21 protein-coding genes and 1 pseudogene are annotated in these 17,887 nt (G+C 68.5%); 9 read left to right on the top strand and 13 right to left on the bottom strand.

Features of this window, described 5'->3' with window-relative positions; all coding sequences use genetic code 11:
* The first annotated feature begins 57 nt into the window (after window positions 1-57).
* The gene (gene corA / locus ACE3P2_RS02385; protein ID WP_374260538.1) at window positions 58-1,074 is read left to right on the top strand and encodes a magnesium/cobalt transporter CorA; all 1,017 of its coding nucleotides are present in this window, start codon (window positions 58-60) and stop codon (window positions 1,072-1,074) included.
* Between the two features lie 52 nt (window positions 1,075-1,126).
* On the opposite strand, the gene ACE3P2_RS02380 is transcribed toward corA, so the two are convergent.
* The 11 genes and pseudogenes from ACE3P2_RS02380 to hyi all read right to left on the bottom strand — a co-directional run bounded on the left by ACE3P2_RS02380 (window position 1,127) and on the right by hyi (window position 10,614).
* Window positions 1,127-1,972, bottom strand: a complete 846-nt coding sequence (locus ACE3P2_RS02380; protein ID WP_374260536.1) for a PP2C family serine/threonine-protein phosphatase — start codon at window positions 1,970-1,972, stop codon at window positions 1,127-1,129.
* 206 nt (window positions 1,973-2,178) lie between these two features.
* Window positions 2,179-3,426 carry a glycolate oxidase subunit GlcF gene (glcF, locus tag ACE3P2_RS02375; protein ID WP_374260533.1) on the bottom strand — a complete coding sequence of 416 codons (1,248 nt, stop codon included), beginning with the start codon at window positions 3,424-3,426 and terminating at the stop codon, window positions 2,179-2,181.
* A gap of 3 nt (window positions 3,427-3,429) precedes the next feature.
* Window positions 3,430-4,494, bottom strand: coding sequence for a glycolate oxidase subunit GlcE (gene glcE, locus ACE3P2_RS02370; protein WP_374260531.1), 1,065 nt, complete (start codon window positions 4,492-4,494; stop codon window positions 3,430-3,432).
* Window positions 4,466-4,627, bottom strand: coding sequence for a hypothetical protein (locus tag ACE3P2_RS02365; protein WP_374260528.1), 162 nt, complete (start codon window positions 4,625-4,627; stop codon window positions 4,466-4,468). The genes glcE and ACE3P2_RS02365 overlap by 29 nt, the downstream gene beginning before the upstream one ends.
* Window positions 4,628-4,637: 10 nt before the next feature.
* Window positions 4,638-6,152, bottom strand: a complete 1,515-nt coding sequence (locus tag ACE3P2_RS02360; RefSeq protein WP_374260525.1) for an FAD-linked oxidase C-terminal domain-containing protein — start codon at window positions 6,150-6,152, stop codon at window positions 4,638-4,640.
* Window positions 6,145-6,648, bottom strand: a complete 504-nt coding sequence (locus ACE3P2_RS02355) for a FadR/GntR family transcriptional regulator (RefSeq protein ID WP_374260592.1) — start codon at window positions 6,646-6,648, stop codon at window positions 6,145-6,147. The genes ACE3P2_RS02360 and ACE3P2_RS02355 overlap by 8 nt, the downstream gene beginning before the upstream one ends.
* A 33-nt stretch (window positions 6,649-6,681) precedes the next feature.
* Window positions 6,682-6,846: pseudogene (locus tag ACE3P2_RS02350) on the bottom strand (winged helix-turn-helix domain-containing protein); the annotation flags it as partial.
* Window positions 6,847-6,974: 128 nt separating this feature from the next.
* Entirely contained in the window at window positions 6,975-8,453 is a 1,479-nt protein-coding gene (locus tag ACE3P2_RS02345) for an amidase (RefSeq protein ID WP_374260522.1), read from the bottom strand.
* Window positions 8,446-8,910 carry a DUF2867 domain-containing protein gene (locus ACE3P2_RS02340; RefSeq protein WP_374260519.1) on the bottom strand — a complete coding sequence of 155 codons (465 nt, stop codon included), beginning with the start codon at window positions 8,908-8,910 and terminating at the stop codon, window positions 8,446-8,448. Before ACE3P2_RS02340 ends, ACE3P2_RS02345 begins: the two co-directional genes overlap by 8 nt.
* Before the next feature lie 88 nt (window positions 8,911-8,998).
* Window positions 8,999-9,850, bottom strand: coding sequence for a helix-turn-helix domain-containing protein (locus tag ACE3P2_RS02335; protein ID WP_374260516.1), 852 nt, complete (start codon window positions 9,848-9,850; stop codon window positions 8,999-9,001).
* The gene (gene hyi, locus ACE3P2_RS02330) at window positions 9,847-10,614 is read right to left on the bottom strand and encodes a hydroxypyruvate isomerase (protein WP_374260513.1); all 768 of its coding nucleotides are present in this window, start codon (window positions 10,612-10,614) and stop codon (window positions 9,847-9,849) included. The genes ACE3P2_RS02335 and hyi overlap by 4 nt, the downstream gene beginning before the upstream one ends.
* A 136-nt stretch (window positions 10,615-10,750) precedes the next feature.
* On the opposite strand from hyi, the gene pcnB reads away from it, so the two are divergent.
* The 7 genes from pcnB (at window position 10,751) to ACE3P2_RS02295 (ending at window position 16,668) form a co-directional block, all read left to right on the top strand.
* The gene (gene pcnB, locus ACE3P2_RS02325; protein WP_374260510.1) at window positions 10,751-12,094 is read left to right on the top strand and encodes a polynucleotide adenylyltransferase PcnB; all 1,344 of its coding nucleotides are present in this window, start codon (window positions 10,751-10,753) and stop codon (window positions 12,092-12,094) included.
* Window positions 12,091-12,597, top strand: coding sequence for a 2-amino-4-hydroxy-6-hydroxymethyldihydropteridine diphosphokinase (gene folK / locus ACE3P2_RS02320; RefSeq protein WP_374260507.1), 507 nt, complete (start codon window positions 12,091-12,093; stop codon window positions 12,595-12,597). Before pcnB ends, folK begins: the two co-directional genes overlap by 4 nt.
* A complete protein-coding gene (locus ACE3P2_RS02315; RefSeq protein ID WP_374260504.1) occupies window positions 12,597-12,938 on the top strand; it encodes a DMT family protein in 342 nt (113 codons plus the stop codon). The genes folK and ACE3P2_RS02315 overlap by 1 nt, the downstream gene beginning before the upstream one ends.
* 16 nt (window positions 12,939-12,954) lie before the next feature.
* Complete coding sequence (locus ACE3P2_RS02310; protein WP_374260501.1) at window positions 12,955-13,593, top strand: deoxynucleoside kinase; 639 nt, start codon at window positions 12,955-12,957, stop codon at window positions 13,591-13,593.
* Window positions 13,594-13,739: 146 nt separating this feature from the next.
* Window positions 13,740-14,558, top strand: a complete 819-nt coding sequence (panB, locus tag ACE3P2_RS02305) for a 3-methyl-2-oxobutanoate hydroxymethyltransferase (RefSeq protein WP_374260499.1) — start codon at window positions 13,740-13,742, stop codon at window positions 14,556-14,558.
* An 8-nt stretch (window positions 14,559-14,566) separates the two neighbouring features.
* Window positions 14,567-15,403: a pantoate--beta-alanine ligase gene (gene panC / locus ACE3P2_RS02300; protein ID WP_374260496.1), complete on the top strand. Its 837-nt coding sequence runs from the start codon at window positions 14,567-14,569 to the stop codon at window positions 15,401-15,403.
* Between the two features lie 53 nt (window positions 15,404-15,456).
* Window positions 15,457-16,668: a hypothetical protein gene (locus ACE3P2_RS02295; RefSeq protein ID WP_374260493.1), complete on the top strand. Its 1,212-nt coding sequence runs from the start codon at window positions 15,457-15,459 to the stop codon at window positions 16,666-16,668.
* An 18-nt stretch (window positions 16,669-16,686) separates the two neighbouring features.
* On the opposite strand, the gene ACE3P2_RS02290 is transcribed toward ACE3P2_RS02295, so the two are convergent.
* Together ACE3P2_RS02290 and ACE3P2_RS02285 are read right to left on the bottom strand one after the other, a co-directional pair.
* Window positions 16,687-17,166, bottom strand: coding sequence for a hypothetical protein (locus ACE3P2_RS02290; protein ID WP_374260491.1), 480 nt, complete (start codon window positions 17,164-17,166; stop codon window positions 16,687-16,689).
* Window positions 17,167-17,232: 66 nt separating this feature from the next.
* On the bottom strand, window positions 17,233-17,403 hold the full coding sequence (locus ACE3P2_RS02285) for a hypothetical protein (RefSeq protein ID WP_374260489.1): 171 nt from the start codon (window positions 17,401-17,403) through the stop codon (window positions 17,233-17,235).
* 38 nt (window positions 17,404-17,441) lie between these two features.
* On the opposite strand from ACE3P2_RS02285, the gene ACE3P2_RS02280 reads away from it, so the two are divergent.
* Window positions 17,442-17,885 (top strand): CBS domain-containing protein, encoded by a 444-nt coding sequence (locus ACE3P2_RS02280; RefSeq protein ID WP_374260486.1) that lies wholly within the window; start codon window positions 17,442-17,444, stop codon window positions 17,883-17,885.
* Window positions 17,886-17,887: the final 2 nt, after the last annotated feature.

Raw genomic sequence — 17,887 nt, 5'->3', positions numbered from 1 at the left:
TCTAACAAGAAACGTGCCCGCCCAACCCGAAAGTTAGGGTTACCCCCAGGGTCGCTCGTGCATATCGGCGAAGTCAAAACCGATAAGCCCAGCATCACCCTGATCGAATACGACAGCCACGGCCTCACCGAGACCCGTTTCGACGATCTCGAAGCCTCCCGCGCCCATCACGCCAGCCGCGAAAAGATGTGGCTCAACGTCTACGGGCTGCACGATCCGGCGGTGATGGCCGAGATCGGCCGCCGTTTCAAACTTCACCCGCTGGTCCAGGAAGACGTCCTCAACACCCAGCAGCGGCCCAAGAGCGACGAATACGCCGACTATCTCTTCATCGTCGCCCGTTGCTTCGAATTCGACCCAGAAACTCGCAGTCTCACCTCGGACCAGGTCAGCATCGTGCTCGGCCGCAATTTCGTCCTCACCTTCCAGGAGCGTCCGACCGGCGCCTTCGAGGCCGTGCGCGAGCGGCTGCGGGCCGAACACGGCGCCATGCGCGCCCACGGCACCGACTACCTCGCCTACGCCATCCTCGACACCCTGGTCGACCGCTACTTCGTGATGCTCGACAACCTCGCCGACATGGCCGAAGACCTCGAGGACGAAGCCCTCTCGCGCCCTAATCCGACCCTGCTCGCCGAGATCAACCGGGTCAAGCACGAAGCGCTGATTCTGCGCCGCGCGGTGTGGCCACTGCGAGAAATCCTCAACACGCTGGCGCGCGCCGACAACGGTTTCTTCACCGCCGACACTCGTCTATACCTGCGCGACATCTACGACCACACGGTGCACGTGCTCGAGTCGCTCGAATCCGTACGCGATCTGCTTGCCGACTTGCTCGACATCTACCTGTCCAGCGTCAGCAACCGGCTGAACACCGAGGTGCGCATCCTCACCGTGCTGACCACGCTCTTCATGCCGGCCACGCTGATCGCCGGGATTTTCGGGATGAACTTCCAGACGATGCCACTGCTGGGCGAAAAGGACGGATTCTGGATCGCGATCGGGATGATGCTGGGTGCCGCACTGTTGATGGCGGCGTCGTTCTGGCGGCGCAACTGGCTCAAGACCCGCTGACCGGGCCGCCCGTCCGCATAAAAAAAGGCTCCATGGTGGAGCCTTTTTTCGATCAGCCGCCCAGCTTGGGAAAATCGTTGCGCGGCGGCGCCTTGGGCGCCACCTCGACCAGCTTCACGATGGCAAGCGAGATGTTGTCGCCACCCCCCTTGGCGCGCTGACGGGCCAGTTCGATGAGTGCCGATGCGGCATCGCGCGGCGACTGGGTCGCGAGAATCTGCCCCATTTCTTCTTCCGAGATGTAGGCCCACAGGCCATCGGAGCACAGCAGGAAAGCGTCGCCGCCCACCAGCGGCGAAGCGTGGCCAATGTCCACGCGCGGTTCGCGCTCGGACCCGAGGCACGACAGCAGCACGTTACGGTTGGGATGGCGCAGCGCCCCCTCGGCGTCGAGCCGGCCCTTGCGCACGAGCTCCTCGACGAGCGAGTGATCGACGCTGCGGGTAACCAGCGTGCCGCGACGGAAATGGTAGAAACGCGAATCGCCGCAGTGCGCCCAGTCGGCACGATCGGGCTGCATCATGAACACCACGGCGGTACTGTGCGGATCCTGCTCGCTGGTGAAGCGGGTGAGCTTGATGACGATATGCGCCTCGTCGATCACGCTACGCAGCAGATCGGGGGCGCTCTCGGAGGCAGGCGCGAAGGCTTCGAAATTCTGCTTGGCCTTGAGCACTACCTGCTCGGCCGCCATCGCGCCGCCCGAATGCCCCCCCATGCCGTCGGCCAGCACGGCCATCAGCGTGCCCTTGCGGGTGGGATGGGCGAAGACGGCAGCACGATCCTGCTGCTCGGTGCGGTCGCCGGTGTGCTTGGCCACGCAGGCTTCAGCCTGGTAGCGCTTCTTGCCGGTGACCGAATCGGGGGCGGAGAGAGGCGAAAGCGTCGGATTCAACATGAAATCAGAAAGTCAGCACGACACGAACAGCGCTTGCACGACGCAAACGGACGACAGCGCGGCAAACGCCCGCCGAACGCAGCATGACCGTCGAGTCCAACGCAACCCCGCTCCCGCTCACAAAAACACTCCGTCCCACATTCACGAAATTCGATTGACGAAGTTTAACCGTTTATTCCTTTAGTACTAAAGACCCCTGGACGCTTTCAAGCCGATTTCGTGATTTTTTCATCAATCAGCTCAATCCAATGTCGTATCGGAATGCGCGCTGCAGTCGCAAGATGTTCAATGCAGCCAACATTAGCCGAAACGATGCATTGGGCGCCCTCCGCCTGCAGGGCGTCAAGTTTGTCGTCCCTAAGCTGGGCGGAAAGTTCGGGCTGCAGGAGCGCATACGTGCCCGCCGAACCGCAGCACAGGTGTGCGTCGCGCACGGGGGTCAGCGCGTAACCGGCGGCACGCAGCAGCCCTTCGACCACGCCTCGGATCTTCTGGCCGTGCTGAAGGCTGCACGGGGCGTGAAACGCGATCCGTCCGCCCACTCCGTCGCCGCGCCCGGCTGCCAGCAGCACGCCGAGCGCATCGGCCTCGGCGGCGATCACCTCCGACACGTCGCGGGCGAGCGCGGCGATGCGCGCCGCCTTCCCGGCGTAGGCCGGATCGCCGCGCAGCAAATGGCCGTAATCCTTGACCTGCACGCCACAACCGGAGGCGGTGACGACGATCGCCTCGACCTCGTCCCCGACCACGGCCGGCCACCAGGCGTCGATGTTGCGGCGGGCGTCGTCACGGCCGCCGTCCTGATCGTGCAGATGGAAGCGTACCGCGCCGCAACAACCGGCGCCGGGCTGCTCCATCAGCGAGATCCCGAGCCGGTCGAGAACCCGGGCGGTCGCCGCATTGATCGCCGGTCGCATCGCCGGCTGGACGCAGCCGGCCAGGGCGATCATGCGTCGCGGATGGCGCGGGCGCGGCCAGTGCCCCGCAGGTTCCGCGGACTGGACCTTCTCGGCGAGCACCCGCGGCAACAATGGCCTGACGCTGCGCCCGAGCCCCAGCGCCGCCCCGAAAACCCCGCTGCGCGGCACGAAGGCCCGCAAGGCCGCCCGCTTGAGCTGATCGGTGCCGCGACGGGGCACCTGCCGCTCCACGACATCACGCCCGATGTCGGCCAGCCGGCCGTACTCCACGCCCGACGGACAGGTCGTCTCGCAGGCCCGGCAGGTGAGACAGCGGTCGAGATGCAAACGCGTCTTCTCGGTGGCGCGCTCGCCCTCGAGCACCTGCTTGATCAGGTAGATGCGCCCGCGCGGACCATCGAGCTCGTCGCCGAGCAATTGATAGGTCGGGCAGGTCGCGGTGCAGAAACCGCAGTGCACGCATTTGCGCAGGATGGCTTCGGCCTCGCGGCCCTCGGGCGTGTCACGGATGAAGTCGGCGAGATGGGTCTGCATGGCTCAAAGACCGGCGTGGAGACGACCCGGGCCGAAGATGCCGGCCGGGTCGAAGGCATGCTTCAGCTTGCGCTGCAGGGCCACCAGCGGCGCCGGCAGCGGATGAAAAACCTCTTCGCCGCCCGTGCCGCCGCGGAACAGCGTGGCATGGCCGCCGAGGGCCGCCACGCGGGGGCGGATCTCGCTCGCGGGCGCCGCGGAGCGCAGCCAGCGCTGGGCACCGCCCCACTCCACCAGTTGCGCGCCGGGCAGCGCCACCGCCAGTGCGTCGCTCGGCACCGACAGGCGCCACAGCGGCGCCGCGCCTTCGAAGAAGCCGGCACGATGATCCCGCAGCCCGCGCCACAGCACGTCAGCCTCGGCATCGTCCAGGCGTTCGCCCCCGAGCCGCGCGATTGCGGCATCGACCGCCGCCCCCGCGCCCGACAACCGCAGATGCAGCACCCCGTCCTGCCAGACGCTGGCCGACAGCGGCAGGGGCTGGCCAGCCCACTGGTTGAGCCGATGCAGGGCCGCGGCCTCGTCCAGCGCGAAGCGCAGCGTGGCCTCCGTTACCGGCCGCGGCAGCACCTTGAGCGATAGCTCCACGATCAGCCCGAGGGTGCCGAGGCTCCCCGCGAGGAAACGCGACACGTCGTAGCCGGCAACATTCTTCATCACCTCGCCACCGAACTTGAGTACGTCGCCGCGCCCGTCGATGAGCTTCGCGCCGAGGACGAAATCCCGCACGCCGCCCGCCGTCGCCCGCCTTGGGCCGGCAAGCCCCGCCGCCACGCAGCCGCCGACGGTGCCACCGGCGCCAAAGTGCGGCGGCTCGAAAGCCAGCATCTGACCGCTGCCGGCGAGTAGCGCTTCGACGTCTGCCAGGCGGGTACCGGCGCGCACCGTCACCACCAGCTCGCTCGGTTCATAGCTCACCACACCGGCGTGGGCGGTGGTGTCCAGCACCTCGCCCGCCACCGGTCGGCCATAGAAATCCTTGGTTCCGCCGCCCCGGATACGCAGCGCCCGCCCCTGCGCCGACGCCTCGCGAATGCGCTCACTCCATGCCTGAACCTGCTCGCTCACGCTCGCCCTCCTCCTTCTTGCGACGCTCGGCCAGCCGGCCAGCGGTACGCAGCCCCATCCACGTGCCGATCAGCGACAGCACCGGCACCGCGACGAACAGGAACTGCAGCCACCCTTCGGAAATCGTTTCCATCCGCCGCCCCTCAGAAACGCGGGAGGCCCGGATGCGCCTCGGGCACCCCACCGCCCATCCGCTCGCGGCCATATTCGGCGCAGCGGTTGAGGGTCGGGATCGCCTTGCCCGGATTGAGCAGCCCTTCCGGATCGAAGGCCGCCTTGACCCGGTGGAACATGTCGAGCTCGGGGGGCGCGAACTGGCTGCACATCTGGTTGATCTTCTCGATGCCCACGCCGTGCTCGCCGGTGATGGTGCCGCCCAGCGCCACCGACAACTCCAGGATTTCGGCCCCGAAGGCCTCTGCCGTGGCCTGGTCGCCGGGCTTGTTGGCGTCGAACAGGATCAGCGGATGCAGATTGCCGTCGCCGGCATGAAACACGTTGATGCAGCGCATCGCGTACTTCTTCTCCATCTGCTGGATGGCCCTGAGCATCTCGCCCAGGCGCTTGCGCGGGATCGTGCCGTCCATGCAGTAGTAATCGGGCGAGATCCGCCCCGCCGCCGGAAACGCCGCCTTGCGGCCGGCCCAGAAGCGCAGCCGCTCGGCTTCGTCGCGCGACACGCGCACCTCGGTGGCGCCGCTGGCTTCGAGGATCGCGCTCACGCGGGCGATCTCCTCGGCCACCTCCTCGGGCGTACCGTCGGATTCGCACAGCAGGATCGCCTGGGCATCGAGCGGATAGCCGGCGCGTACGAACTCCTCCACCGCTGCGGTGGCCGGCTGGTCCATCATCTCCAGCCCGGCCGGGATGATGCCCGCCGCGATCACCGCCGCCACCGCGTCGCCGGCCTTCACCACGTCGTCGAAGGCCGCCAGCACGCACTGGGCCAGTTGCGGCTTGGGCGTGAGCTTGACGGTCACCTCGGTGACCACCGCCAGCATCCCCTCGGAGCCGGTGACCAGCGGCAGCAGATCGTAGCCCGGCGCATCCAGCGCGAGGCTGCCGAACTCGACGATCTCGCCGTCGATGGTGACCCCGCGCACCTTGAGCAGGTTGTGGATGGTCAGCCCGTACTTGAGGCAATGCACGCCGCCCGAGTTCTCGGCCACATTGCCGCCGATGGTGCAGGCGATCTGGGACGACGGATCGGGTGCGTAATACAGCCCGAAGGGAGCCGCGGCCTCCGAAATCGCCAGATTGCGCACCCCCGGCTGCACCACCGCGCGACGGGCGTGGGCGTCGATCTTGATGATCTTCTTGAAGCGCGCCAGGGACAGCACCAATCCGAACTTGTGCGGCTGCGCCCCGCCGGAGAGCCCGGTGCCCGCGCCCCGCGCCACCACCGGCACGCTCTGGGCGGCACAGATCTTCAGGATCGCCACCACCTGCGCCTCGGTCTCGGGCAGCGCCACCACCATCGGCACCTGGCGCAGGGCCGACATGCCGTCGCACTCGTAGGGGCGCAGATCTTCGAGGTCGTGGAGTAGGCCGGCGGGCGGCAACACCCGCCCCAGGGCGGCGATCAGGCGCCGCTTGTCCACACCGGAAAAATCCCGCTCGACGGCGCCAAATCCCGGCCGTTCGTTCATGTCACCCATCACCCGCCTCCTGCCTGGAAAACGCGCCGCCGAGCGACGGCAAGTCCACGCCCAGCCGCCCCGCCACCGCCGCCAGATGACGCTCGGCGGCCGCACGGGCGGCACACGGATCGCCCGCCTCGATGGCCCGGAACAAGGCCCGGTGTTCGTCCTGCGATGCCTGCGCCAACCCCGCGCCCACGCCGCCGGGGCTCCAGGTGGGCTGGCGCGAAACGGAAAACTCCTGGCCCACGAACTCGACGAAGCGGCCGATCAACGGGTTGCCGCTCGCCGCGGCGATCGCGCAGTGAAAGGCGTCGTCGGCCATCGCGCCATCGCCCGCGCCGGCCAGCGCCGCGTCCATCGTCGCCAGTGCGGCACCGATGGCCCGCAGATCGTCGTCGCCGCGGCGCAGCGCCGCCCGCTCGGCGGCCGCCACCTCGACGATCAGGCGCAGCTCGAAGACGTCCTCGATGCGCGCTGCGGCGGATGCCGTGCCGCCATGCATCCGGGACACCGTCGCACCGGGCCGGCGTGCCACGAAGGCCCCCGCGCCCTGCCGGCTTTCCACCAGCCCGTTGGCCTTGAGGCGCGCGATCGCCTCCCGCACCACCGCCCGGCTCACCGCAAACTGCTCGGCCAGTTGCGCCTCGGTCGGCAAGCGTGTCCCGGGCGCCAGTTCGCCACGACCGATACGCGACTCGAGCACCGCTCCGACTTCATCGGAGAGTCGCTGCGGTCGGGCGAAAACGGGTGACGGCCATTGGTCGGGTTGTCTGACAAGTCGATGCGCAGTCTAGGCGACGACTCCCGCCACTGTAAAGCGGGCGCCGCGCGTGCCGCTCAGCGGGGCGGCGGCGGGGCCACGAAACCGCCCAGCAGCGCCTCCAGCTCGGCGGCCACTGCCAGCACCGCGTCGTCCTCCCAACGTCGGCCGACCACCTGCAGCCCCACCGGCAACCCCGCCTCGATCCCCGCCCGCAGCGCCACCACCGGGCTCCCGGTGAGGGAAAACGGCGCCGTCAGGCCGATGGTCGCTTCCATGTACGGCACCCGCCTGCCGGCGACGGTCAGCGTCGGCGGCTTGGCGAACAGGCCCAGCGGCCGGCCGGGATAGGCGACGGTGGTCGCCACCGGGCACAGCAAGGCATCGAAACCCGCGAGGTAGCTTTCCAGCGCGGCAATCGCCTCGTCGCGCCGGGCCAGCGCCCGGTTGTAATCCCGCATGTCGAGGCGCATGCCGCGGGCCACCGCGTCGACCATCCGTTCCGAGCGGGGCAGGATGTGCCGCACGCTGCGGACGATTCCCCGCTGCCAGCCCGCCAGCCCGAGGCCGATCTCGGTGCCGGCCACCACCCCGAAGGTCTCCCGCAGCCGATCCGGATCGAGGCCCGGCGGCGTGGCCCGGCACAGCGTATGGCCAGCCGCCGTCAGCGTCCCCGCGACGCGCTCGAGGGCGGCGCGGGTGCGCTCGCATAGCGGCAGCCCGAAGTCGTCCCACAGCGCCAGGCGCAGACGACCTCCGGTCGGAGCGGGCAAGGGGCGCGGGGGCGGCAGCGACGGCACTTCGGTGTCGATGGCGTCCGGCCCCGCCATCAGGCCGAAGCCGAGGTGCAGATCGGCCACCGAGCGGGCCAGCACGCCAAACGACAGCATGTGCCGCACGCTGCGCACCCCGCCGAACTGCGCCGGCAGGTGCGGAATGTGGCCGCTGCGGGGAATCCGGTTCTCGGTCGCCTTGAAACCGGCCACACCGCAGTAGGCCGCCGGGATGCGGATCGAGCCGGCGAGATCGCTGCCCGCTTCGAGCAACGAAAAGCCCGACGCCACCGCCGCCGCCGCGCCCCCCGAACTGCCTCCGGGCGTGAGCGCCGGGTCCCACGGGTTGCGGGTGAGGCCGAACAGCGGGCTCCAGCAGTGGGGAGCACCCGCCAGTTCGGGCAGGTTGCTCTTGCCGACGATCACCGCGCCGGCCGCGCGCAGCCGTGCCACCACCGTCGCGTCCTGATCCGGCACGTAATGACGGAGTGGCCGATGACTGGCGGTGGTGCGCAAACCGGCGGTGGCGAAGGCGTCCTTGATCGACACCGGCACGCCGAGCAGCGGCGGGAGCGCTCCGCCCTCGGCCAGCCGACGCTGGGCGGCGTCCACGGCGCGGGTGGCCCCGACGGCGTCGAGGGTGACGATGGCGTTGATCTGCCCGTTGCGCTGGGCGATGCGCAGCAGGCAGGCCTTGACGAGCGCGGCCACCGACAGCTCGCCGCGGCGGATCGCCTCGGCGGCGCCCAGCGCGGTGAGGGAATCGAGCGGCACTTCAACCATGGCCGCCTCCCGCAGCGAGCCAACGCCACATCGCGCGCGCCTTGCACGGCACGATTCCGCGATGCAGCGGCGCCACCAGCGCGAGATAAACCCGCCCCAGGCGGCCGTGGGGCTGGACCCAGGTCGAGATCTGCAACTGCGCACCGTCCGGCGCGGCGAACACCCGCAGCGAGACGCGAAAATCGAGATGGCGGTCGTCCGCCCCGAGGAGCCATTCGTCGGGCGTCCGCGCGACGGACTGGAATACGCCGCCCGCCGACGCCATCGGACGCAGGCCGAAAGGCCGCACCAGGACATCGCGGAGCGTCGCCAGATGCCTCAGCCACCACGGAGAAGCCGTCAGGAAGGCCTTGCCGATCTGGTCGATTTCCAGTGCGCCGGGCGGCAGCGGCAAACGGTAGGTGTGGCGCCAGGCGGAAGGCGACAGGTCGGGCAAAACGGAATCGCGCAAGGTCATCGCAGAAAACACGGAAAAAGAAGACGGCAGGCAGTGTGATATCGGCGCCAGGGGCGCGTCTTGAATCCAGGCGACATCTCGTGACGATTCAGAAGCCGGTCGGGCCGAAATGCCGGGCGAGCAGCGCGGCCTCGACGCGGTAGGGCCAGAACGCCGGATCGCCCCCGACGATCCCGGCCTGCAGCGCACGGGGCGTGTGGCCGGTGAATCGTCGCACATCGCGGCACAGGTGTGCCTGGTCGGCGTAACCCATTGCGGCGGCCAGCGTGGCCCAGGCATCCACCCGCGCCTTGCCGGCAATCAGGGCCGACAGCGTCTGGCTGCACCGCAGCTGATGCCGGTACGCGCGCAGCGGTTGCCCAAAACTGTGCAGGAAGCGCCGCTCTAAATGCCGCCGACCGAGGCCGAGCCGCTCCGCCAGGGCGTCGGCCGGCAAGGGCAGCAGCGCCGCCGGTACCCGCAACACGGCCGCATCGGGTGCGCCACGCCGGATCGCCGCGAGGCAGGCCCACAACCGGCTCACGGCGTCGCCGACCTCGCCCGCCGTGCCGCACGCCTCGACGAAGCGCGCCAGCTCGCCGCGCCCCGGCGCCATCAGCACCGCCGCAGAATCGACGCACGCCGCCATGATTTCCGGCGCCGACACGCCGAACAACGCACCCAGGCCGCCCGGGCGCAGGGTCACCGTCACGATGCGGGTTCCCGGGGCCGCCCGCGCCGGGCACGCGCCCCGCGTCGCACCGCACAGCGAGACGACGGGCAGCGGCTGCGCCGTTTCGCCCATGCCGACGACGACCGACCCGTCCAGCACCACCAGCAGCAGCGGATGCAACGCCGCCGGCAACAGGTAGGGGCCGCCGGGCAGCCGCGTCACCAGCGCGCTGCGCACGCAATCGGCGAGCGCCGGTGGCGGCGGGAAGAAGCCCTCGGCGACGCTCACAGCATCCAGTCGAAGGAATCCTCGGTGGCCCCCAGCGGCACGTACTCGCAGCCGATCCAGCCGTCGTATCCCAGCGTGTGCAGATGCTGGAACAGGAACGGGAAGTGGATCTCGCCGGTGCCCGGCTGGTGACGCCCCGGATTGTCGGCGAGCTGGATGTGGCCGATGCGCCGGAGGTTGCGCGCCAGCGTGTTGGCCAGATCGCCCTCCATGACCTGCGCGTGGTAGATGTCGTATTGCAGGCCCAGATTGGGGCGCCCGGCCTCCTCCAGCAGCGCCAGTGCGCTTGCGCTGCGGTCGATCAGGAAATCCGGCGTGTCGCGGCTGTTGAGCGGCTCGAGCAGCACCTGACGCCCCGCCGGCGCGAAGACATCGGCCGCATGGCGCAGGTTGTCCACCAGCGTGGCGCGCAGCAGCGCCTCGTCGAGCCCCGGCCCACGACGGCCGGCGATGCAGTTGAGGCGCGGGCAGCCCAGCGCCTCGGCGTAGCACGCGGCCTCGGCCACGCCGTCGCGGAACTCGCCGAGCCGCTCCGGCAGGCAGGCGATTCCGCGTTCCCCGCCGGCCCAGTCGCCGGCCGGCAGGTTGAACAACACCACCTCGACAGCGGCCCGCTTCACCGCGTCGACCACCTCGTCCACCGGAAAGGCGTACGGAAAATGAAACTCCACACCCTTGAAACCACTCGCTGCCGCGGCCGCGAAGCGATCCAGGAACGGCCGATCGAGGAACAGGAAGGACAGGTTGGCGGAGAAACGCAGCATCGGAAAACCTCACGAATCAACTCGAAATCCCGGCCGGATGCAAGTCCGAGCCGCCCAAAACGACCCCGGCGAGGAAAAGCCGGCCGCGCGATGGGTTATCATGCGCGACTTGATCCCGATAATCCAAGCCCCACCGATGATTCGCAAACTGCTGCGCCGCGTTTTCCGTCGCGCTGCACCCGCCAACGCCCTTCCCGAACCCGCCGTGATCCCCGTGACCCGTCACGGCGTCCGCCGGGAACTCATCTCCCCCGCGGCCAACAAGGTCTGCGCCGTGCTGCAGGAAGCCGGCCACAAGGCCTACGTCGTCGGCGGTGCCGTGCGCGACATCATCGTCGGCCAGACGCCCAAGGATTTCGACGTGGCCACCAGCGCCACCCCCGAGGAAGTCCGCGCCCTGTTCCGCCGCTCGCGCATCATCGGCCGGCGCTTCAAGATCGTCCACGTGATGAGCGGCCCCGAGACCATCGAAGTCTCCACCTTCCGCGCCATGCAGGACGCCGAGTCCACCGAGACCGACGAGCACGGCCGCGTACTGCGCGACAACGTCTTCGGCAGCATGGCCGAGGACGCGACCCGCCGCGACTTCACCGTCAACGCGCTGTACTACGACCCCTCGGACGAAACCGTCATCGACTACCACCACGGCGTCGCCGACCTGCAGCAAAAGACGCTGCGCATGATCGGCGACCCGCGCGTGCGCTACCGCGAAGACCCGGTGCGCATGCTGCGCGCCGCGCGCCTCGGTGCCAAGCTCGGCCTGTCCATCGATCCGGCCGCCCGCGCGCCGATCCGCGAGATGGCCGACCTCCTCGAAAACGTGCCGCCGGCGCGCCTCTTCGACGAGATGCTCAAGCTGCTGATGTCCGGCCACGCAGTCAAGTGCCTGCGCCAGCTGCGCGAGGAAGGCCTGCACCACGGCCTGCTGCCGCTGCTCGACGTCATCCTCGAACAGCCGCTGGGCGAACGCTTCGTGTGGCTGTCCCTCGAGAACACCGACGATCGCGTGCGTCAGGGCAAGCCGGTTTCACCCGGCTTCCTGTTCGCCACCCTGCTCTGGCACGAGGTGCTGGCCGACTGGGAAGCCCGCAAGGCCGACGGCGCCCATTCGCAGCCGGCCCTCTTCGACGCGATGGACGCGGTGCTCGACAAGCAGTCCGGCAAGCTCGCCATCACCCGTCGCATCGCCGGCGACATCAAGGAAATCTGGGCGCTCCAGCCGCGCTTCGAGAAGCGCGCCGGCAAGACGCCCTATCGCCTGCTCGAGCAGCCGCGCTATCGCGCCGCCTGGGACTTCCTGCGCCTGCGCGCCCAATCCGGCGAGATCCCGATGGAACTGCCCGACTGGTGGGACGCCTTCGCCGACGCCAACCCCGAAGCCCGCGAAAGCATGCTCGTTCCCGACAAGAGCGGCGGCGCCAAGAAACGGCGGCGACGCCGCAAGCCCTCCTCCGGCAGCACCGCCCCGGTAGACGCATGAGCCATCCCCTGCCGACGCGCACCCGCGCCTACGTGGCGCTGGGCGCCAACATCGGCGAGCCGGTGCGCCACCTGCGGGCCGCCGTCGCCGACCTGGCGAGCCTACCGGACACCGTGGTCGTCGCCCGCTCGTCCCTCTACCGCAGCGCACCGGTCGGACTGCTCGACCAGCCCGACTTCATCAACGCCGTGGTGGCCATCGACACCGCGCTCGCCCCCATCCCGCTGCTGCGCGCGCTCCTCGCCATCGAAGCCCATCACGGCCGCGTGCGCAGCGTGCCCAACGCGCCGCGCACCCTCGATCTCGACCTGCTCCTGCACGGCGAGGTGCACCTCGACTCGCCCGAGCTCACCCTGCCCCACCCGCGCATGCACGAACGCGCCTTCGTGCTGCTGCCCTTGCTCGAGATCGCCCCGGACGTGGCGCTGCCCGGCCTCGGCCCGGCACGGCACTTCCTGGCCGCGGTTGCCGGCCAGCAGATCGCCCGCAGCGAGCCGATGTGATGCCGATCTGGCTCCAGACCGCCCTGCTGCTCGCCGCGTCCAACGTCTTCATGACCTTCGCGTGGTACGGTCACCTCAAGAACCTGGCCACCTCGCCCTGGTACATCGCCGCGCTGGTGAGCTGGGGCATCGCGCTGTTCGAATACCTGCTGCAGGTGCCCGCCAACCGCATCGGCGCGCAGGAGCTCAACCTCGCCCAGCTCAAGATCATGCAGGAAGCGATCACCCTGACGGTGTTCGTCCCGTTCGCCGTCTTGTACATGCAGCAGCCCCTCAAGCTTGACTATCTGTGGGCGGCCCTGTGTATCCTAGGCGCCGTGTACTTCATCTTCCGCGCCTGAAAGGCGGAGACACCTCATGTTCGAAAAAGCGCGCTACATCGTCGTCGAAGGCCCCATCGGCGCCGGCAAGACGACCCTCGCCAGGCGCCTCGCCGCGCGGATCAACGCCGACCTGCTGCTTGAAGACCCCGCCAGCAACCCGTTCCTCGGCCGCTTCTACCAGAACATGGAACGCTGGGGCCTGCCCACCCAGATTTCGTTCCTGTTCCAGCGCAGCGAGCAGCTCCTCGCCTTCGCCGAACACCATGACCCGTTCCGGCGCATCGTGTCCGACTTCCTGATCGACAAGGATCCGCTCTTCGCCGAACTCAACCTCGCCGAAGACGAGCTGCAGCTTTACCGCCGCCTCTACGAGCGCCTCAGGCCGAGCGTGCGCAAGCCCGACCTGGTGATCTACCTGCAAGCCCAGCCCGACATCCTGATCGACCGCGTGCGCCGCCGCGGCGTCGAATCCGAGCGCAAGATCAGCGAGCCCTATCTCCAGCGCGTCGCCGAGCACTACGCCAACTTCTTCCACCACTACGACGCCGCCCCGCTGTTCATCGTGAATGCCGAATCCCTCAATCCTGTCGACAAGGAAGAGGATTTCGAGCTGCTCTACTCCCGCCTGCTCGCCATGCGCAGCTACCGGGAATTCTTCGGCTACGCCGGCTGAGCCGGCGCCCGCGACGGCCCCCAGCCGGCGAGACCGATCCCTCCGCCTCATCCCATCACCGGCCCATCCACGCCCACCCGCTTCCGACGCCCTCTTGTGCCTCGCACAAGATTGGAGTTAACTGCCGCCCGCGAGGAGGAACAGTCATGAGCTACCTGCAGGACAACAGCAAACCCGTCACCCTTTTCGAGCTTGGCAAGATGCGCGCCGAAGGCCGCAAGATCGTCATGCTCACCGGCTACGACGCCAGCTTCGCGGCCCTGCTCGAACGCTGCGGCGTCGATGTGGTGCTGGTGGGCGACTCCCTCGGCAATGTGCTGCAGGGCCAGAAGACCACCCTGCCGGTCACCCTCGAACACATGGCGTATCACACCGAGTGCGTCGCCCGCGGCTGCACGCGCCCGATGATCGTCACCGACATGCCCTTCGGCAGTTACGCGGAAAGCCCCGAGCAGGCGATGCGCAACGCCGCCCGCCTGATGGCCGCCGGCGCTCACATGGTCAAGCTCGAAGGCGGCGCCTTCATGGCCGAGACGGTGCGTTTCCTGGTCGAGCGCGGCGTGCCGGTGTGCGCCCACATCGGCCTCACCCCGCAGGCCGTGCATCAGCTCGGCGGCTATCGGGTGCAGGGCAAGAGCGACGAAGGCGCGGCCGTGCTGAAAGCCGACGCCCTGGCGCTCGAACAAGCCGGCGCGGCCCTCGTCGTGATGGAAATGGTGCCCTCGCGGCTCGCTGCCGACATCACCGCCAGCCTCGACACCATGGCCACCATCGGCATCGGTGCCGGCGTCGACTGTCACGGCCAGGTGCTGGTCCTGCACGACCTGATCGGCGTCTTCCCCGGCAAACGCCCGCGCTTCGCCAAGAACTTCATGGAAGGCGCCGCGAGCATCGACGACGCCGTCGCCCGATACGTCGTCGACGTGCGCGAATCCCGCTTCCCGGGCCCCGAACACAGCTACTGAACCGAGCCATGCAGATCCACCCGACCATCGACGGCCTGCGCGCCGCCCTCGCCGCCAACCCGAACGCCCGTGTCGCCCTGGTGCCCACCATGGGCAACCTGCACGACGGCCACATCTCGCTGATGCGCCAGGCGCGCGAGCACGCCGACGTGGTGGTCGCCAGCATCTTCATCAACCGCCTGCAGTTCGGCCCCAACGAGGATTTCGACAAGTACCCACGCACCTTCGAGGCCGACTGCGCGCGCCTCGAAGAGGCCGGCGTCGATCATCTCTTCGCGCCCCTCGAGGCCGAAATGTACCCGACACCCCAGCACTACCACGTGGAGCCGAACCCCGCCCACACCGACATGCTCGACGGCGCCGCGCGCCCCGGCCACTTCCGCGGCATGGCCACCGTGGTGCTCAAGCTTTTCAACATCGTGCGGCCGCAGGTCGCCGTGTTCGGCAAGAAGGATTACCAACAGCTCATGATCATCAGCAACATGGTCAATGAGTTCGCGCTACCGATCGAGATCATCCGCGGCGAAACCTGTCGTGCCGACGACGGTCTGGCCCTGTCGTCCCGCAACGGCTACCTCAGCGCCGAGGAGCGCGTCGAGGCACCGCGCCTGCAACGCCAGTTGCGCCGCATCCGCGAGCGCATCGCCGCCGGCGAGCGCGACCGCCTGCGCCTCGAGACCGAAGCCGTGGCCGAACTCGCCGCCCACGGCTGGCAGCCGGACTACGTGTCGATCCGCCGTCGCAGCGATCTGCAGGTGCCCGCCGCCCACGACGACAGCCCGCTCGTGGTGCTCGCCGCCGCGCGGCTGGGCAAGACCCGCCTGATCGACAACCTGGAAATCTGAGCGGCTCCACGCCCCACCCGACGCCGCTGCGGTGTCGCCCCGGACGACCGACGATGAACCGCGATACCGTGTTGCACAAGGCGTGGCCGATCCTGGTCACCATCCCCGTTCTGGCCTACCTGTGGGGGCTCTACGCGTATTCGAACCCGCTGCCCTACTGCGACGACATCGACGCCATCCTCGGCTTTCTCAATCAGTACACCGAGACCACGGGCTTTGGCAACCGGCTCGAGCTGATCTTCTCGCAGCACAACGAACACCGCCTGGCGTACAACCGATCGATCACCGCGCTGTATTACTCGCTGTTCGGCCAGGTGGATCTGCGGGTGCTGACCTTCATCGGCAACCTCCCGTGGTTTGCGCTGATCGGCCTGCTTTGGGTCGCCGCGCGTCGGCGCGGGGTGAGTGCGGCAGAGTTCTCGGTCGTGCCGCTACTGCTGCTGTCGCTCACCCACCATGAACTCATCACCTGGGCGATGGCCTCGATGCAGCAATACGCCCAGCTGTTCTTCGCCATTCTCGCGCTCTACCTGTTCGTGCGCGAAGCCCATGGCCTCGCGTTGCTGTGCCTCGCGGTCGCGAGCTTCTCGGGCGGCGGCGGCCTGCTCGTCGCGCCCCTACTCGTCCTGCACGCCTGCCTCGAGCGCCGATTCCGGCTGGCCGCGGTGGTCGTTGCTTTTGCCGGTACCCTGGCCTTTGCGTATTTCGTCTATTTCCCCTACGCCAAGCCCGTCCATCATCCCAGCATCGTCACCGCGATGCTCAGCCCGCACATCCTCGCCGGCTACATCCCGGCCTTCCTGGGCAGCGTATCGCGGAACATCCGCATCGCCATTCCGCTCGGACTGATCCTGCTGGCGCTCAGCGTGCATTTCATCCGTCGCCACGACAAGGCCGACCGTTTCCTGATCCTGGTGGTGCTGTTCGTGCTGGAAACGGCCTTCGTGACTGCCCTGACGCGCTCCGGTTTCGGCATCCAGCAGGCCCTCTCGAGCCGCTACTCCGAGTACAGCCTGATCCTGATGAGCCTGCTCTACCTGCTGGGGCTGAGCCACGCGGGCAGCGACACCGTGCGCACACGTCGGATGCAGGCCGGAGTGGCGGTGGCGGTGCTCACCTTCGCCTTCTCGTTCGCGCCGGCCCAGCGGGACATGCGCAAGCGCAGCGACGATCTGACGAAGGGCGTGATCACCCATCCGGATCAGGCCGCCGCACGCGCCATCATCGAGCGGGCGCAGCAGAAAGGCATCTTCGTCCCCCGCTGACGGGCCGGTCCGCCCCGCTCAGGCGGCCGCCGAGAAGCGCGCGATCAGCAAGGCGTCGCCGTCGGTGTTGCGTCTGCGGATCTGCCCAAGATGTTCAGCCAGCTCTTCACACTGGCGGATGTCCTCGACCAGAAACTGACGCAGGCGCACGCACAGCGCCAGCTCCGTGATCGCCGGCTCGGCCGCACAGGCCGCCCGGATCGCCCGCAAGACTTCCGGATACACCGGATCCTTCGCCAGCAGCGCCGCCAGACGAACCCGCACGTGCTGCGCCATGCGCGATGCGCTCCCCTGCTGCTCGAGGCCCAGCATCGCCTGCAGCACGCCACGGCGCACTTCCCGGTGATGACCGAGCGCCTGAGCGTTGGCGATGCGCCCGATCGAGGCGATCCATTCGGGAGAAATCTGAGCCGACGCTCCGGCGCCGCGTCGCCGCATTTGCCAGAAGGCCACCGCAAGCGGCGCCAGCCCGAGGCCTGTAATCAGCATCGTGTTCATGTCGAACCCCATTCGTTGAGTGATTACGACCCAAGCTTAGAGGCCCGCCCGACCCGACGTCGCCGATTACTTCACGTCGGCACGGCAGGCTGCCACCGGAATCGCCGACGACGCGAACTCGATCACGGCACCGACGAGCGCGGCATTCGACGCCAGCCCGCGCCCCAGCGAAAAGGCGCGCAGCCCCTTGCACAATTGCCATCGTGCATTCAATCTATGCACTCCGATCAGGCGCATCTGCGCCTGCACACCAAAAACAAGGAGGGACAAAGACAATGGCTGCCACGGTTCAACAGATTCTTCAGCAAAAGGGCAACGCGAGCTACGCCGTCACGCCGGACACCACCGTGCTGCAGGCCCTCCAGCTCATGGCCGAGCGCAACGTGAGCGCGGTGCTGGTCATGGAAGGCGAACGCCTCGCCGGCATCTTCACCGAGCGCGATTACGCCCGCAAGGTCGTCCTCAAGGGTCTGGCGTCCAAGGACACCAAGGTCGGCGACCTGATGACGCCCAACGTCCTCACCGTTTCGCCCAGCCATACCATCGACGACTGCATGTGCATCATCACCAACAACCACGTCCGCCATCTTCCGGTGGTCGATCACGGCAAGGTGGTGGGCATCATCAGCATCGGCGACGCGGTGAAGTCGGTCATGGAGCAGCAGCAGGCCACCATCGACCAGCTCTCCGGCTACATCTCCGGCGGCATGAGCACCTGAGC

Source organism: Zoogloea sp., assembly GCF_041911615.1.
Lineage (GTDB): Bacteria > Pseudomonadota > Gammaproteobacteria > Burkholderiales > Rhodocyclaceae > Zoogloea.
The sequence above is the reverse complement of the archived record's forward strand: the minus strand, read 5'-3'. Positions and strand labels throughout refer to the sequence as shown.